Raw genomic sequence first — 16883 nt, forward strand, 5'->3', positions numbered from 1 at the left:
GTAAGTTCCGTCTTTTTCTTTTTGTTTCTGCACCGATGTGTGGTTTTGCATTACAGACATCGGTGCAAGCATAGCATAAAATTCATCTTTTACATATAAGTGAATTCAAGTCTTTCGTAAGTTTTGACGCCTTCGGCATTTTCCGCACGAAGCTCAAGCTTTGAAACATCGCTGTCACCGTGCTTGATTGTTACTTTGTCACCGTCTTTGTACGAAACAGCCTTTCCGCCGTCAAGGGAATATGTGGCATTATCTGTGTTTGAACAGGTGAGAGTTACCTCGTATGTATCATCGCTGTATGTAAACTCTGTTTTTGAGTCAACACCAACGCTTGCAGGTCTTGCATATTCAGTGTATCCCTCATTATAAAGAACTACAACTGAATTTTCAGGGATATCCGTATCACAGGTAATCTTACCGTTTTTAACAGTATATTCGGTTTTGCGGTCAACACGGTCAACATATGTTCCGTCAGCAAGATTTGTTTCAAAATCAACCTTGAGAGCATCATTTGTATTGACAATTACAGCTCCCTTTGTACCTCTTTCAATCATAAGAGCAGTTGAGTCAAGGTTAGGATTAACGAGATTTTCGTCTTCACCTTTCATTGCTGTTCTGAAGAAATTCACTGCGGAAACACGGTTGTCCTTGTACATATCGTCACCCTGTGTGCCGATTCGGTTCATGCCCCATGAATTGTCGATTGAACTGTTATACGGACGGTCAAAGAAGAGCGGTGTTCCGTCTTTTCTTGCCGTGATTATTGCCCAGCCGAGGACAACCTGTTCGCTGTCGATATTGTTGTATGTGCAGTCGTTGATGTAGTTATCGTGGGATTCAACCCATGTTACGATATTCGGGTCTGCATTGCCAATCCAATAATCAGACACAACTGCCGTGTCGATATTGCCGCTTGCAATTCCCGAACGAATTTTACTGCCGTAGGTGCTTGATGTGGTTCTGCCGATTTCTTTTATATAGTCGGCAAGTCTGTCATTGTCGCCCTGAAGCACTTCGCCGTAGATAAAAAGATTTTCTGCGTTATCAACTTCTTTTGTTGCTTTTTCCCAGAAGTTATTTTTAAAGCCGTCATCTTCTTTTGGATCATCGGAAAGTCCGATATGCTTTGCCGTGTCATATCTGAAACCGTCGGCACCGCAGGCAATACAATCGTTAATGTAATTAAAAAAATACTTTTGAAACGAAGGTCTTTCCGTGTTGATGTCGGGAAGTCCTCCCATCTCATGCGTGGTGCAGGCAAGTCTGTCGCCGAAATCATTAAGGGGCGTTCTGCCCTCCTTGTGATAAAGGGTTTCAAGACTTCCGCCGCCGGCCTCAATAAGATCTTCGCTTACCTCATCGGTTGCGGGAGTAGTGTGGTTTGCAATTACATCGACAATAACCTTTATACCATACTTATGGGCCTCATCGCACATTGCCTTAAATTCATCACGAGTACCGAGCTGATAATTACCGATTTTGAAATCAGTCGGCTGATAGTGATAGTACCACTTTCCGTTGCCGTAAAGATCCATACCGCCGTCTTCGCCCTCAAGACACTCGTTAATCGGAGATGTCTGCACAGCCGAAAAACCTGCTGCGGCAATATCCCCCATTGACTCCTTTATTGTGTTGAAATCCCAACAAAATGCTTGAAGAATCGCACCGTCAGCCACCTTGTCGGCTGTTTTGTAGTCAATTGACGCCGGCTGAGTTTGTGAGCAGCCCGTACCCGATACTGCAACGGCAGTAATCATAAGAGCCGAAAGAATTCCTGCTGATATCTTTTTAAACATAATTCACCATCTTTCTGTTTTAACTTACTTGAGATACAGTATAACATAAATGATATGATTTTTAAATAGTTTTTGGCATTTTTGCCATATTTTTTTATTAAAACGCCAATAATGACACAAACTGTGTTTTTGAGCAAAAAATCGTTACAATGTTTACAATAGAAAAAAATTGAATATTGTCACAAAAGAAAAATTGTTGTATACTAAAAATATTAAAATGAAAGGAACAGCTGCATGAGTCACGCGATAATTATTCCTATTTATTGTGAAAACAGAAATACAATCAACCTCTGCAATGAATTACAGAATTTTGGAGCTGAGCATATTGTTGTTGTCAATGACGGTCTTAATCCCAAATCGGAATATTTTAACGAATTGACAAGTATTGGCTGTCATCTTGTTCACCTGAAAAATAACAACGGCAAAGGTGCAAGCCTTAAAGCAGGCATCAAATACGCTCACGATAATCTTTATAATATCACGGGCTACATTACCTGTGACGCTGACGGACAACATACTGCAAATGATGTTATGAAAATCAGCCGTATGCTTGACCTTAGAAACGGCAGTCTGATTCTTGGCAAAAGAGATTACAAAAAGTCTAAAATGCCGATTAATATACGAATCGGAAACAGACTGTCCTCGGCATATTTCAAGGTTATTACGGGCAAAAGCTGCAGGGACACTCAAACTGGACTGCGAGGTATTCCTGCATTTCTGTATGACACGGTGATGAAAACAAAGGGCAGTCGTTTTGATTTTGAAATGAATTTTCTCACAAAATGTGCCGACATGAGAGTCCCGTTTTACTTTGTGAACATTATAGCCGATTGCTCAAACTGCAGCAGCAATTTTCGACTTATTAAGGACACCTACCTTATCTACAGAACTCCGTTGAGATTTGCGACGGCATCAATCGGCTGTACGATAATCGACCTTGTTTTATTCACGATTTTTGCGTATATTCTGCCGTCACATATGTTCTTTAACATTATGCTGGCAACGCTTATGGCACGAGTTGTTTCGGGCGGAATTAATTTTCTCATCAACAGAAAAGTCATCTTCGGTAATACGGATAACGGAGCAAAACAGGCACTCAGATTTTTCATTCTGTTTTTCTGCATAATGTGTGCAAGCTCACTTATTGTATCGGCACTTTGGTTCCTGCCGATTCCCGTTACACTCACAAAGGCGATTGTCGATCTTTTGTTGTGGACGGTCAATTACAAAATGCAGAGAATATGGGTTTTCAAGGACAGCAACAGACTTAAAAGAACTCCCAAAAGTAAAAGAAAATAAAGCAAACGAAAACGGTGACACGAAAATGTCACCGTTATTTTTGTATAATTTTCAGTTACTGTCAATATTTACAAAACCTCTGCCCTTTATTGCGCCTGCTGTCGTTACGATAATAAAGGCATTGGGATCAACATTTTTGATTCCCGATGTGATTTTGTAAACCTCTTGAGGACGGACTGCGCACATAATAACTTTCTTATCCTTACCGCTGTATGCACCCTCGCCGTTGAGGTATGTTACACCTCTCTTTAGGTTTTTCATAATATTGACACTTACTTCTTCATAATTGTCCGAAATTACAAACATAAGCTTGCCGTTACCTCTTGAAGTACCGTAGCTTACAGCATCAATTACCTTTATGCTGATAAAAATTACAAGCAAAGCATAGAGTACATTTTCAATGCTGTGATAAACAAAGAATACCATTAAAAGCACAAGAATATCGGACACAAGGATTATCGTACCCGTTGAAATGAACGGAAAATGCTTGTGAAGATTCAGTGCGATGATGTCTGTACCGCCTGTTGAACCGCCTCGGTAAAAGATAAGACCGAGTCCGAGACCGTTAAGCACTCCGCCGAATCCTGCGGCAAGAATTGTATCGCCCGTATATGCAGGCAAAATCGGTGTAAGAACATCAATCATAACCGAAACAAGTGCCGTTGCAACAAGGGTTCTTGTAAGAAAGCCCTTTCCGTTCTCGATAAATCCCCAGATGAAAAGCGGAATGTTCATCACAAAAATCATAATACCTATCGGCAACGAGAACATATAGTTGAGCATTGTGGCAACACCCGTAAGTCCGCCCGGGGCAACATTGTTAGGTGATGTAAACATTGCTACCGATATGCCGTAAAGAACTGCTCCGGCGAAAATTACAAGATAATCAAAAAATAGTGTTCCTGCCTTTGCAAGACGGGAATTCGGTTTCAAATTCGTTTGCATAAAATCACTCCCCGAAACGAGTATGTATAATTATTTCAAAAAGCTGATTTATTCTGTCAAATTCTTTATTAATCTGCAAGTATCCGAAAAGTGCTTCAAGTCCCGTTGCACTGTGATAATCGGCAACAGAACCGTTTTTGGGAGTACATTTCGGTGCGGCATTTCTGCCTCGCTTATAAACAGCAAGCTCCTTTTCAGTTAAAGTCGGCATAAGAATTTTTGCAAATTCAGCCTGACTTTTGCAGTTTACAAGCGAAACCTTTATTTTATTGAGTTCTCCGACACTGCGGTTAGCCTTGCGAACAAGGTATTCACGCACAAGCAGGTCATAGACGCCGTCACCCACAAAGGCAAGTGTAAGCGGAGAAATTTCATCGGCTAATGAATGAACAGATGTATTTTCCATATTAACTCCGTATCACGCAATATTAATCCATAAAGTCAAATTCAAGCTCATAAATTGAAACCGTGTCACCGTCCGAACAGCCTTTTTTTCGGAGTGCGTCAATTACACCGCCGTTTATGAGAACTTTTTGGAAATAGTTAAGGCTTTCGTAATCGTCAAAATTGATACCCTTCATGACCTGCAACAGCCAGTCAGCCTCAACGGTATAGATTCCGTTCACATTCTTGATTATAACAGAATGGTCATCAAAATCATCAACGGTCACAATCGGAGCAGGCTCTGCCTCGTAGTGAGTGATTGGAGGAAGTTTTGAAAGCATTTCCTGAATCTTTTTGAGGAGCGGGTCAACATCATAGCGGATTGCCGCCATAATCGGGAAGAAATCATAACCTTGATCTTCGACAAACTTCTTGAAGTCTGCAATTTGCTCATCGGTTGCCATATCGCACTTGTTACCTGCAACAACCATCGGACGCTCTGCAAGCTCGGGATTGAACTTTGCAAGCTCATTGTTGATTGTTATGAAATCCTCTTTCGGATCTCTGCCCTCACTGCCCGAAACATCGACAATGTGAACGAGCATACGGCAACGCTCAACATGGCGGAGGAACTGATGCCCAAGACCTGTACCCTGCCATGCACCCTCGATAAGACCGGGAATGTCAGCCATAACAAACGACGAGCCCTCGCCCATTGACACAACTCCGAGAACGGGAGTGATTGTTGTGAAGTGGTAGTTCGCAATCTCAGGCTTTGCCTGTGAAACTACGGAAACAAGGGTACTTTTTCCGACATTCGGGAAACCTACAAGACCTACATCGGCAAGAAGCTTGAGTTCAAGAACAACATCAAACTCTTCACCCGGAAGTCCCGGTTTTGCAAAACGGGGAACCTGACGGACAGGAGTTGCAAAATGTGGATTGCCCCAACCGCCCTTACCGCCTTTTGCAACGATATAAGGTTCATCACCCGAAACATCGGCAAGGATTCTTCCGCTGTTCTCCTCTTTTACAACAGTTCCGACAGGAACACGGATAACAAGATCTTCGGCATTTTTACCACGGCATCTGCCGCCTCTGCCGTTTTCGCCTTTTTTTGCGGCATATTTTCTTTTATAACGGAAATCGGCAAGTGTTGAAAGGTTGGAATCGGCAACAAAAACAATGTTGCCGCCTCTGCCGCCGTCACCGCCGTCGGGACCGCCTGCCGCTACATATTTTTCACGGTGAAACGAAACGGCACCGTCACCGCCGTCTCCTGCTTTTATTTTAATTTTCGCTGTATCTACAAACATATTTTTCTCCGTAACAGTTTTGCTGTTTAATTATCAGTACAAATGTAAAGAATCTCAGACCTGTTTGTTATTAGTATAAACAGAAATGTAAAAAATAAGGGTGGATATAAAATCCACCCTCATAAATTTTGAGATTACTGCTCAACAGGATAAACGCTTGCACGCTTTCTGTCTTTGCCGACACGCTCAAATCTTACAACACCGTCAATCTTTGCGAACAGTGTATCGTCAGAGCCTTTGCCTACATTTTCACCAGGGTGAATATGTGTGCCTCTCTGCTTTACAAGGATGTTGCCTGCGAGAACCTTCTGACCGTCTGCACGCTTAACGCCAAGACGCTTTGATTCACTGTCACGGCCGTTCTTTGTAGAACCCATACCTTTTTTATGAGCGAATAACTGAATGTTTATTTTAAGCATTACCTTACACCTCCGAAAATTTAACTTTAATAAAATTTTTGTATTGCTCCGAAAGAGCAGTTAAGTGAAGCTTTAAGCCTGAGAGTATATCACAAGCCTTTAAAGCATCATTCGGTGACATTCTTACTTTCATAAGACCGTCATCCTCGGTAACCTGTGCATTAATATGCAAAATCTCGGTGACAGTGTTTGCAGTCATATATGCGGCAGAACTGATTGCCGCACATACAATATCGCTGCCCTCTTCGGCAAAGTCGGAGTGCCCCGATATTTCAAAACCGCAAATTATATCATCTGATTTTAAAAATGTTACCGTAGTCATTTTTAGGCTTCGATTGAAGTAATCTTAACCTGTGTGTAAGGCTGTCTGTGACCTTTTGCTCTCTTTTCGCCCTTCTTAGGCTTGTAAGTGCAAACTCTGATTTTTTTGCCTTTACCGTTCTTTACAACTTCACCTGTAACCTTAGCACCCTCAACGAGCGGTGTGCCAACCTTGATGCCGTCGTCTGTGCCGACTGCCACAACATCAAATGTTACTGTGTCGTTTGCTTCTGCGTCAAGCTTCTCGATGAAGATAACCTCATCGTTAGTTACCTTGTACTGCTTGCCGCCTGTCTGAATAACTGCGTACATTTTAGTACCATCCTTTACATTGGGCTCGCTATGTGCAGGTGGAACGAATCACTTAAAACCCACAATATGCGGCTTATATACTATATCACAAAGAAAACTTTCTGTCAACAATTTTCCCGATATTTTTTGAGTATATCAAATGTTATTCTGTATTTTGCAAGCCTTGAGAGTATTTTTCATAAGAGTTGAAATTGTCATAGGACCTACACCGCCCGGCACGGGTGTGATAAACGAGCATTTATCCTTGACATTTTCAAAATCAACATCACCGCAGAGTTTGCCGTTTTCATCCCTGTCCATACCGACATCAATCACAACCGCACCCTCTTTTACCATATCGGCAGTAACAAACTTCGGTCTGCCGACTGCGGCTACGAGTATATCTGCCTGTGAACAGATTTCAGCAAGATTCTTTGTTCTGCTGTGACAGATTGTTACCGTGCCGTTTTCGTGGAGCAAAAGCATTGCCATAGGCTTGCCTACGATATTACTTCTGCCGATTACAACGCAGTTTTTACCGCTTACTTCAATGTTGTAGGAATGGAGCATCTCCATTACGCCTGCAGGCGTGCATGGAAGAAAATCATACTCGCCGAGCATAATTTTGCCGACATTTACGGCATGGAATGCGTCAACATCTTTAAGCGGGCTGATTGCCTCAATAACAGCCTTGTCATCAAGGTGTTTCGGCAACGGAAGCTGAACAAGAATACCGTTGATATCCTTCTTATTGTTGAGAGTTTCAACAAGGTTTAAAAGTTCTTCCTGTGTTGTTTCTGCCGGGAGTGCATACTCCTCAGACTTAAAGCCTACAAATTCACAAGCCTTTTTCTTGTTGTTTACATATACTCTTGACGCCGGATCGTCACCTACGATTACTACCGCAAGACCGGGGGTTATTTTGTGAGTTTTCTTTAACTCAAGCGTCTGCCTCTTTACCTCTTCCTTTACCTGTGCCGATACCTTTTTTCCGTCGATAATCTGCATAGAAAGAATCCTCCTTTTTTCTGTTTATAATTAAGAATACAATACCTGTTATAAAAATTACTGTCGAAAGAACCTGTGACACCCTTATGTCTGCTCCGAAAATTTGGAACGGAAGATAAAGGCTGTCTGTTCTCAGTCCTTCAACAACTGTTCTTTCAAATCCGTACCACACAAGGTACATAAAGAAAATCTGTCCCGAATATTTCTGCTTGTATTTTCCGTAGAAATGGAGAAGTACAAATCCGAGCAGACACCACATTGATTCATAGAAGAAACACGGGTGAACTCCTATGTTGTCTGTTCCCTCGCTCATCATTCTCCAGGGCAAATCCGTAGGAGAGCCGTATGCCTCCTGATTCATAAAATTGCCCCATCTGCCTATTCCCTGTCCGATAAGGAAACCGACCATTGCAATGTCAAGAACAGGCATGATTTCCATTTTCTGTATTTTGGCAACAGTCAGACCGCCGAGCAACGCACCGATTATTCCGCCGTAAATAGCAAGTCCGCCGTTATTGATATAGAGAATTTCAATCGGGTTCTGTCCGTAATAATCCCATTTGAAGAAACAGAAGTACAGTCTTGCACCGATAATTCCCGTTATCATTCCTGCAAAAACACAGTTGACAAGCTTTGAACCGTCAACCTTGTAACGGGGAGCACTTTTCCACGCATAAAGTACGGCAAGCAAAAGTCCGCAGGCGATGATTATTCCGTACCAATAGACCTTGTAATCACCGATTGAAAATGCAATCGGGTTAATATCAAATTCCCAGCCAAATCCGGGAAACTGCACATGATACGGCATAATTACACCTCATCAGGCTGTTTTACAACAGACAAAGTACAGTTGTCAACATCGAGCATCTCGGCAAGCCTTGCGTTGATATCCTCAAGCTTTGCATTTGCAACCGCATCAATGTAGGCAAAGATTTCGTTACCCTGCATTGCATAGTCGATGATTGAATTTGAAATTGCACTTACTGAGTTGAGCGATGAAACCGAATCGCCGTAAACAGATTTTCTTGCAATTTCAAAGTCCTCTTTATCAATACCGTTTTTCTTAATATCCGAGATATACTGTTTTATCATCTCAGCCGCCTGTTTCGGCGCTCTTGATTCACCGCCGAAGATTACCGAGCAATAACCCGGACCTTCAAAGAGTTCATAAGAAAAGCTTGAATTGATGAGGTTTGAATCCATAAGATTTCTGTAGAGTATGCTCGTATTTGATGCAAGTGCCGAAAGAAGAATATCTGTGCATGCAAGCTGCTTTTCGTTAAGAGGCTTGTCTGCTTTCTCTTTGAAGCCGAGATTGAACAAAGGCATTGAAACAGGGAAAGTCTGCTCAACATAAGGTTCTTTGATTTCATAAGGCTCTGTTTCAAAATAGTTTTTGATTTCCTTTTTCTCACAAGGCTTGAGCATTTTGTCGGCAACTTTAAGCACACCGTCAACCGTTACATTACCCGCAACGCAGAGAATCATATTATTGAGGTTGTAGAACACATTGTAAACTTCATAAAGCTTTTCGGCTGTAATTTCCGCAATTGTTTCAACCGTACCTGCAATATCAATTTTTACAGGGTGATTGTGGTACATACCCTCAAGCATATTGAACATTACCCGCCAATCGGGAGAGTCGTCGTACATTTTGATTTCCTGACCGATAATGCCCTGTTCCTTTGCAACTGTCTGAGCCGTAAAGTAGGGATCCTGAACAAAATCGAGAAGAATTTCAAGACTTTCATCAAACTTGTCCGTACATGAGAAAAGATAGCAGGTTTTTTCAAAGCTTGTATATGCGTTTGCATTTGCACCTGTTTTTGCGTATCTTACAAACGCATCGCCTTCTTCACTTTCAAAAAGCTTGTGTTCAAGGTAATGGGCGATACCGTCGGGAACTGTAATTATATCGCCGCCGTTAACGGAAAACTTTGTGTTGATACTGCCGTAGCGTGTGCCGAAAATTGCATATGAAGAAGTGTAACCCTCTTTTGGATAAACAAAAATTGTAAGTCCCGATGGATGTTCAACTTTATAATAGCTGTCGCCTGCAATTTCCGATTTAATTTCTGTAATATTCATTCTGTCCGCCTCCCTTACTTATTTTTGAGAACATAAACCGTATCAAGCAAGAGCTTGTTTGCGGCATTTACAATCTGCTCTTTGGTAACGGCATTAACCTCAGCGGAAACTTCTTCAACAGTTTCAAGGTCACCGTTAAAGATTCTCCCTGTGTACCAGTTTTCAATACCGCTTACGCTGTCGCTGCTTGACTTGAATGAATTAACTACAGCAAGCTTTGTTGCCTCAATTTCAAAATCTGTAATTTCGCCGTTCTTCATGTCCTCAATTTCTTTGAGAATAGCTTTTTCGGCTTTTTCAAGATTTTCGCCCTCAACACCGCTGTTGATGTACATTATGCCCTTGATTGAATCATAGGAGGACGAGCAGTAATAGCAAAGGCTCTGCTTTTCACGAACATTGTTAAAGAGTTTTGAGCTTGCAGTACCGCCGAGAACAGCACACATAAGTCTTTCGGCAACCGCCTCTTCATCACCTGCGGAAATCTGTGTTCTGAATCCCATGACAAGTTTTGACTGTGAGAGCTCCATTTCCTCTGTAATATGTTTTTCTTTTGAAACATTCTTAACAACATCAGTAGATGAAGTCACAACATTTCTTTCGATATTTGCAAAGGCTTTCGCAAAAACCTCCTTCGCCTTATCGGCAGGGCTGTCGCCTATATAGAGAATCTCAAATTTTGCGGTTTTGAGAAGATTCTGCCATGCCTTGCAGAGTGATTCGGCAGTTGCGGCCTTGATTTTTTCGGCTGTACCGTAACGCTTGATTCCGAAAACCTCATCCTTGCACATATGCTTTATAAGCTGTCCCATTGCATAGATTCGCTTTTCGTTGAATTCCGAATCAATCACATCAAGAAGTTGTCTGCGTTCCTGTTCAAGTTCGCTTTCAATAAAAGCGTTATTCTTGACATTAGGCTCAAAAATTACGCTGCACAAAAGCTCCGAAAGTTCCTTGGCAATGCTGACATCATCAAGAGAATATCTGTCATCAAGACCTGATACGGAAATTTTAATTACCTGGCTTTCACCGTGTTTTGAAAGCGAAGAAGTGAGGTCTGCACCGTAGAGTGAACTGAGTTTTTTGCTGAGAACAGTAAAATCGGGATATTTTTTGCATGAACGAACAAGCAATCCGCCCACAAGCGCATTCTCCGACGCTGTTTCGACAGAAAGCGGAACAACAATATTCACGCTGATTTTCATAGTTTTAAAACGGCTGTCCTTAATGTTTGTAAAGTAAACACCGTTTGCAATTTCATTTCTGTTGATGAAATTCATTTAATCAACTCCGTTTTCAGATTATCAGTCATATTGTATCACATTTTGATTTATTATAAAAGAGATATAAGAAAAAATAACAAAAGTGCAATAGCAGGTTGAAACAATTTTACTTTTTCGTACAAGGCTATCGGCATATTTTCCGAATTTTACCGCAATTTTACCTGCATAAGAATCTGTTAAGTTTATTCCTTTTAATTGTATCATAAATAAAAACAAATGCAACTATACGAACTTATTAACAAACTTGTCTGCCGATTTTCGGAAGTATTGCCATTAAATTCCGGATTGCGGATTTATTCTTTGTCTTTGCTTATCGTATGATGACCGAAAAAGCGCCTGTTTTTCAAAAGCGGTCGCACTGAAAGAAATACGGCACAGCAGTTTCTATACCTACTGTGCCGTATTCACTATATTTCCATGACAGAGCGTAAAATATTACTTATCTTTAAATTTGGCAGAATGTTTTTTACTCTTACCGAATGCCGTTACTCCTTTCATAACGCCACCGCTGATAATGAGCAATGCAATCCACAAAATAAGGTTGCTGTTGTCGCCTGTCTGAGGGGACTTTGAATCATCAGGCAATTTAGCCGTTACGGTGTCAGCCTTTTTGATTTCTTTGGTTGGCGCATCTTCATGCTCAGAGATTGTCTTTTTGCAGTAATCACAGACATGGTCTTTATCTGCGTCATTATGCAGACATACATATCCGCATTCTCGGCACACACCGTCTTTCCACTCATGTGCTTCACTTGCCACAATCACAGCGCCACAGCAGTTCCATTTTTGTTCGTGAACAAAAGCGGTTCTTGTAGTCCACTCCTGTACACCGCCCTTGTGGTTTGTTCCGTCAAGTTCTCCGTAGGCTTTACCGCAGACATCACATACCGCCTTTTCGGTACAGGTGGCATTGCCGCCTGAGCAATTTTCGGTTTCAAACGCATCGCATCCGTCCACGGTACATTTTCGGGTATGCGTACCGTCATTGTCAGATACCCATTTGCCAAAGGTATGACCGTTGTTGACTGTTACGGTCATCTCTGCATTATTGCCCGCTTTGTCGGTGACAACTATCTTCTGCTCGCCGTTTGTCGGAGGGAGAACAAAACCTCCGTCTGCATCAAGCGTAACCGCCGTGCCGTTTACGGTAACGGTATCAACATACTTCTCATCAACAGTAACGGTTTGTGCCTCACAATAAGTCTTGCCGTTCTCAATACCGCTGATTACAGGCTGAATATTATCAAGCGTTATACGGTCGGAGCGAAGGTATGTTATGTTAATATTTTCATCAACAAGCATTACATAAACAATATATTCTCCGTTGGGTTCTATGCAAAACGGTTCTTCATATGCACGGAATACAAGAGAGTTCAGTTCAGCCTCGGAAAGCTCCTTATCTGTTACCAAATAGGATACAAACACAACTCCGCTGTTATCAACGGCATTTATAGTTACCTCCTGTGTATCCTTAAAGAATATACCAAAGGTAAGCTCGTTTAAGAATTTATTCCATTTATTCGTGCCTATGATAATTTCGCCCGTCGGCTTTTCGGTATCTCTCCACCGTGCCGTGATTGTAATGTTTTCGGCAGGCATGGTTTCGGGGATTTCCTTATCCCAACCCTTAAAGGTGTAACCCTTTCTTATCGGGTTGTCAGGGGCGGTAATTTCAGTACCATAGTCCTGTGTAATGGGTGCAATCTCACTTCCGCCGTTGGTATCAAAGGTTATTGTATACTGATTGATTTCCCATTGTGCTTTAACCGTTATATTCTCCGCCGGCATGGTTTTTGGGATTTCCTTATCCCAACCCTTAAAGGTATAACCTTTTCTTGTCGGATTGTCAGGGGTGGTAATTTTCGTACCGTAGTCCTGTGTAATTGGTGCAATCTCACTTCCGCCGTTGGTATCAAAGGTTATTGTATACTGATTGATTTCCCATTGTGCTTTAACCGTTATATTCTCTGCCGGCATGGTTTCGGGGATTTCCTTATCCCAACCCTTAAAGGTGTAACCTTTTCTTGTAGGGTTGTCAGGGGCGGTAATTTTCGTACCATAGTCCTGTGTAATGGGTGCAATCTCACTTCCGCCGTTGGTATCAAAGGTTATTGTGTACTGATTGATTTCCCATTGTGCTTTAACAGTTATATTTTCCGCCGGCATGGTTTTGGGGATTTCCTTATCCCATCCCTTAAAGGTATAACCTTTTCTTGTCGGGTTGTCAGGGGCGGTAATTTCCGTACCGTAGTCCTGTGTAATTGGTGCAATCTCACTTCCGCCGTTGGTATCAAAGGTTATTGTGTACTGATTGATTTCCCATTGTGCTTTGACCGTCATATTCTCCGCCGGCATGGTTTCGGGGATTTCCCTATCCCAACCCTTAAAGGTATAACCTTTTCTTGTAGGATTGTCAGGGGCGGTAATTTCCGTACCGTAGTCCTGTGTAATTGGTGCAATCTCACTTCCGCCGTTGGTATCAAAGGTTATTGTGTACTGATTGATTTCCCATTGTGCTTTAACCGTTATATTCTCCGCAGGCATGGTTTCGGGGATTTCCTTATCCCATCCCTTAAAGGTATAACCTTTTCTTGTAGGGTTGTCAGGGGCGGTAATTTCCGTACCGTAGTCCTGAGTAATGGGTGCAATCTCACTTCCGCCGTTGGTATCAAAGGTTATTGTGTATTTATTCGTATTCCACACGGGATAGAGCGTCAGCGCCTCGTTTTTGGTATAAATATCTTCAAAGCCATATACCTTTTCGCCGCCGTCAACGGTTGACCAGCCTACTTGCGTGTAGCCCGCGCGGGTGAACAAAGCGCCACGCAGGGTAAGAATATTGTTGTGGGGTTTCATATCCGTCACCGCACTGCCGGTGCCGTATGTGCCGGGGAGGTAAATCACCTCATAGTCGCCAGTGATCGAAAGCATGGAAACATCGGCAGGTACGGTATCGCCGGGTTTATAGCAGTTCCCATTTTCATCCGTCCAATACAGCTGCGCGTCTTCCGAAATGCCGTCCGGGCGGGGCAGTCCCTCGGCAGAGGGTGCAGTAAAGCTCTCGCCGTTTTTCACAATGATTTGAATATCCTCGGAGCTGCCGCCGAGCGTTCCGCCGCCAAGGTCAAGGGTAACGACCTTCAGTCCGTCAGAATCCAGTGTGTCAGGGTTCAGGACTTCAAGGACGGGGCGGAAACCGACGTACGGGCCGGAGTTCGTAGCAGTGAGGTAGAGCCAGAAGCGGGCCGAACTGTACCCGCGAACCGCACGGTGCGACGAGTTGTATCTTGTTGTGTCCTGCCCCCACGAATATATGCCATTCCAGTTTTTGATGTAGCCGCTGTTCTTGTCCAGCACCGCGTCCCACTCATTGCTTTGGGGCGTGCCGCGTTCTATATCGCCCCCGCCTATATGATCACTTCCCACAGACGGCGCACGCAGGGTATAGTCCACGCCGCCGCTGGCATAGTCCTTGCCGAAAAGCAGACCCGCGGTATTCAGGTCATTCCAGCTTACCGTATGCGTTACATTGTAGTTCGCAATAAACAAGCTATGTTCGTAAGGGGTGGTATCCTTGTCGGCTTCATTTTTCAATGAATATGCACCCACCGTGCCCACATAAGTAAAGGGCACATAGTGCAGGGTGCTGTCCGGCAGATTGCTGTTTACCGTTCCCGAAATATTCATTGCCGAAAGGTCAAAATAGTATCTGCCGCCGGGGGTAAGGGAAAACTGTTCTGATAAAACAAACTGCGCCGTGAGCTTGGTAACGTCCGCCGGAACACTGGCACCGGGCGCGTAGAGCTTACCGTTGCTTCCGCGCCACATGAAGTAGCTGCCTGTATTTCCGTCCGGGCGGGTCATGCCGTCGGACGCAGGCGCGGTAAAGTCGCTGCCGTTTTTCACGATGATTTGAATAGCATCGGAGCTGCCGCCGAGCGTTCCGCCGCCAAGGTCAAGGGTAACGACCTTCAGTCCGTCAGAGCTCAGTGTGTCAGGGTTCAGGACTTCAAGGACAGGGCGGAAACCGACGAGCGGGAGGAAGTCCGTAGCATCGTCGTCGTTCCAGCGTCGGCCCGAATCGTACCCGCGAATCGCACGGAGCGACGAGTTGTATCTTGTTGTGTCCTGCCCCCACGAAAATATGCCATTCCAGTTTTTGATGTAGCCGCTGTCCTTGTCCAGTATCCTGTCCCATTCGTTGCTTTGGGGCGTACCGCGTTCTGAATCACCCGAGCCTCTGTTATCACTTCCCACGGACGGCGCACGCAGGGTATAGTCCACACCGCCTGTGGCATAGTCCTTGCCGAAAATCAGACCTGCGGTATTCAGGTCATCCCAGCTTACCGTATGCGTTACGGCATAGTCCGCAATGAATAGGCTGTGGGGATATTTATTCTTCTGAGCATACTCCTCGGTGGTTGCCATTTCCGATGTGAGCTTATAAGCGTTGACCGTGCCTGCATAGGTAAAAGGCACATAATGCAGGGTGCTGTCCGGTAGATTGCTGTTTACCGTTCCCGAAATATTCATTGCCGAAAGGTCAAAATAGTATCTGCCGCCGGGGGCGAGGGTAAACTGTTCGTCAGGCTGACTTTCCACCGTCAGCGTGACATCCGCAAAAGCACTTGCAAGGTCGGTCTTGCAGTCACCGTTATACTGCTCGCTGAATACCTTCATGGTATAGTCGCCCGGTGCAATGTCAGACGGGATTTTGATTTCAACCCTTCCGCTTTTGGCAGTAGGCTGTGCTACTCTGCCGTAATACTGTGCGCCATTGTTATCCGCCAGGATGACAGAGATATATTCATTTTTCCCTGTGGTCGCCCCTTTGTAATTCAGCGTAACGGTATCGTCGGGGGCGGCGCTGACAGTTTTTTCCGTTACGGCAAAATTGCGTCTACTATCTAAAAGCGTCAGCTTCCACTCGTTTCCGCTGTATTCGGGAATCGGGGTCAGCCCTCCGTCAGGCTTTCCGCCCACAGCGGCAGATGCAAAAAGGACAGAGTTCAGATTTAAGTTAAAAGCGGGACGAACAGTCCGATAATTATTGAAAATGAGGACAGAGAACCCAGAGTATTGGACAGAACCCTCACTACGCACGACGGCGAGACGATATTTATCGGAGCCGGGGGAGCGCAGCCACCAACCGCTATCCACCCAATTCGGATGTGCAGGATTCAAGGCACGCAGATCGTTGTTTACAGCAATAGCCTCTTTTGCGGAAAGTGGCCAGAATACAGCGTTATCCACCTGCCCTCCCGCTACACAGTCGGTATTCTCTCCGTCGTAACTTCCGCTTGTCAGCGTCCGTTTCTTTACGGCAGCATTTTCTTCTGTCGTCAGCTTTTCCGCAAGCGCATCTATCGCGGTTTTCAAATTACTCGGTGCGTATTCGTTGTTTAATATGGTATCGACAAATGGTATAACCCCCATAGCGCCTGCCGCAAGCAGGGTAATATCCCCCTTTGAGCTTGTAACACCGCTTCCGTCATAGCCGATAACTCGCCATGCAGCGGGATTATTTTCATGGTTTTGCCCGAAATACACAGTCGGTGCGGTCGCTGTGTTTACATTTTTACTTAACACACTTAGTGCATCTGCACCAAGCTGTATCGCAGCAGAGCCCTCTGTCCCAACCTCCTCGGCGAATACGCTTATCGGCGTAAGGCAGAGCATCATGCATAAAGTCAGCAGGATACTAAGTATTCGTTTTTTCATTTTTCGCCACCT

At 44.0% G+C, this 16883-nt stretch carries 13 protein-coding genes; 1 reads left to right on the forward strand and 12 read right to left on the reverse strand.

The genetic code is table 11. From position 1 onward, the window contains the following. Positions 1–89: 89 nt before the first annotated feature. Entirely contained in the window at positions 90–1796 is a 1707-nt protein-coding gene (locus tag AC2HW8_RS04335) for an alpha-amylase family glycosyl hydrolase (RefSeq protein WP_021884031.1), read from the reverse strand. 234 nt (positions 1797–2030) lie between these two features. On the opposite strand from AC2HW8_RS04335, the gene AC2HW8_RS04340 reads away from it, so the two are divergent. Further along, positions 2031–3095, forward strand: coding sequence for a bifunctional glycosyltransferase family 2/GtrA family protein (locus AC2HW8_RS04340; protein ID WP_021884032.1), 1065 nt, complete (start codon positions 2031–2033; stop codon positions 3093–3095). 51 nt (positions 3096–3146) lie between these two features. On the opposite strand, the gene AC2HW8_RS04345 is transcribed toward AC2HW8_RS04340, so the two are convergent. From AC2HW8_RS04345 to AC2HW8_RS04395, 11 genes are all read right to left on the reverse strand, one after another. Beyond that, positions 3147–4040: a YitT family protein gene (locus tag AC2HW8_RS04345; RefSeq protein WP_117847364.1), complete on the reverse strand. Its 894-nt coding sequence runs from the start codon at positions 4038–4040 to the stop codon at positions 3147–3149. Positions 4041–4044: 4 nt separating this feature from the next. Further along, complete coding sequence (locus AC2HW8_RS04350) at positions 4045–4446, reverse strand: Mini-ribonuclease 3 (protein WP_015523726.1); 402 nt, start codon at positions 4444–4446, stop codon at positions 4045–4047. 22 nt (positions 4447–4468) lie between these two features. Continuing rightward, complete coding sequence (obgE, locus tag AC2HW8_RS04355; RefSeq protein ID WP_021884034.1) at positions 4469–5740, reverse strand: GTPase ObgE; 1272 nt, start codon at positions 5738–5740, stop codon at positions 4469–4471. Between the two features lie 134 nt (positions 5741–5874). After that, entirely contained in the window at positions 5875–6159 is a 285-nt protein-coding gene (gene rpmA / locus AC2HW8_RS04360) for a 50S ribosomal protein L27 (protein ID WP_015523724.1), read from the reverse strand. 4 nt (positions 6160–6163) lie between these two features. Further along, entirely contained in the window at positions 6164–6481 is a 318-nt protein-coding gene (locus tag AC2HW8_RS04365; RefSeq protein ID WP_046431566.1) for a ribosomal-processing cysteine protease Prp, read from the reverse strand. A 2-nt stretch (positions 6482–6483) separates the two neighbouring features. Next, entirely contained in the window at positions 6484–6792 is a 309-nt protein-coding gene (gene rplU, locus AC2HW8_RS04370) for a 50S ribosomal protein L21 (protein WP_021884035.1), read from the reverse strand. A 135-nt stretch (positions 6793–6927) separates the two neighbouring features. Continuing rightward, on the reverse strand, positions 6928–7779 hold the full coding sequence (gene folD, locus AC2HW8_RS04375) for a bifunctional methylenetetrahydrofolate dehydrogenase/methenyltetrahydrofolate cyclohydrolase FolD (protein WP_306541103.1): 852 nt from the start codon (positions 7777–7779) through the stop codon (positions 6928–6930). After that, positions 7712–8587, reverse strand: a complete 876-nt coding sequence (lgt, locus tag AC2HW8_RS04380) for a prolipoprotein diacylglyceryl transferase (protein WP_484327196.1) — start codon at positions 8585–8587, stop codon at positions 7712–7714. Before lgt ends, folD begins: the two co-directional genes overlap by 68 nt. Before the next feature lie 2 nt (positions 8588–8589). Beyond that, positions 8590–9867, reverse strand: coding sequence for an EF-P 5-aminopentanol modification-associated protein YfmH (yfmH, locus tag AC2HW8_RS04385; RefSeq protein WP_015523719.1), 1278 nt, complete (start codon positions 9865–9867; stop codon positions 8590–8592). Positions 9868–9881: 14 nt separating this feature from the next. Next, positions 9882–11147 (reverse strand): EF-P 5-aminopentanol modification-associated protein YfmF, encoded by a 1266-nt coding sequence (gene yfmF / locus AC2HW8_RS04390; RefSeq protein ID WP_015523718.1) that lies wholly within the window; start codon positions 11145–11147, stop codon positions 9882–9884. A 438-nt stretch (positions 11148–11585) separates the two neighbouring features. Then, positions 11586–16871 carry an InlB B-repeat-containing protein gene (locus AC2HW8_RS04395; protein WP_484327197.1) on the reverse strand — a complete coding sequence of 1762 codons (5286 nt, stop codon included), beginning with the start codon at positions 16869–16871 and terminating at the stop codon, positions 11586–11588. Positions 16872–16883: the final 12 nt, after the last annotated feature.

It is taken from the genome of Ruminococcoides sp. (assembly GCF_057037865.1).

Coding starts and splice junctions, on each gene's coding strand:
- rpmA (WP_015523724.1), bottom strand. CDS start 6,159: ATGCTTAAAATAAACATTCAGTTATTCGCTCATAAAAAAGGTATGGGT.
- obgE (WP_021884034.1), bottom strand. CDS start 5,740: ATGTTTGTAGATACAGCGAAAATTAAAATAAAAGCAGGAGACGGCGGT.
- rplU (WP_021884035.1), bottom strand. CDS start 6,792: ATGTACGCAGTTATTCAGACAGGCGGCAAGCAGTACAAGGTAACTAAC.
- AC2HW8_RS04345 (WP_117847364.1), bottom strand. CDS start 4,040: ATGCAAACGAATTTGAAACCGAATTCCCGTCTTGCAAAGGCAGGAACA.
- lgt (WP_484327196.1), bottom strand. CDS start 8,587: ATGCCGTATCATGTGCAGTTTCCCGGATTTGGCTGGGAATTTGATATT.
- AC2HW8_RS04335 (WP_021884031.1), bottom strand. CDS start 1,796: ATGTTTAAAAAGATATCAGCAGGAATTCTTTCGGCTCTTATGATTACT.
- AC2HW8_RS04340 (WP_021884032.1), top strand. CDS start 2,031: ATGAGTCACGCGATAATTATTCCTATTTATTGTGAAAACAGAAATACA.
- AC2HW8_RS04350 (WP_015523726.1), bottom strand. CDS start 4,446: ATGGAAAATACATCTGTTCATTCATTAGCCGATGAAATTTCTCCGCTT.
- yfmF (WP_015523718.1), bottom strand. CDS start 11,147: ATGAATTTCATCAACAGAAATGAAATTGCAAACGGTGTTTACTTTACA.
- AC2HW8_RS04395 (WP_484327197.1), bottom strand. CDS start 16,871: ATGAAAAAACGAATACTTAGTATCCTGCTGACTTTATGCATGATGCTC.
- AC2HW8_RS04365 (WP_046431566.1), bottom strand. CDS start 6,481: ATGACTACGGTAACATTTTTAAAATCAGATGATATAATTTGCGGTTTT.
- yfmH (WP_015523719.1), bottom strand. CDS start 9,867: ATGAATATTACAGAAATTAAATCGGAAATTGCAGGCGACAGCTATTAT.
- folD (WP_306541103.1), bottom strand. CDS start 7,779: ATGCAGATTATCGACGGAAAAAAGGTATCGGCACAGGTAAAGGAAGAG.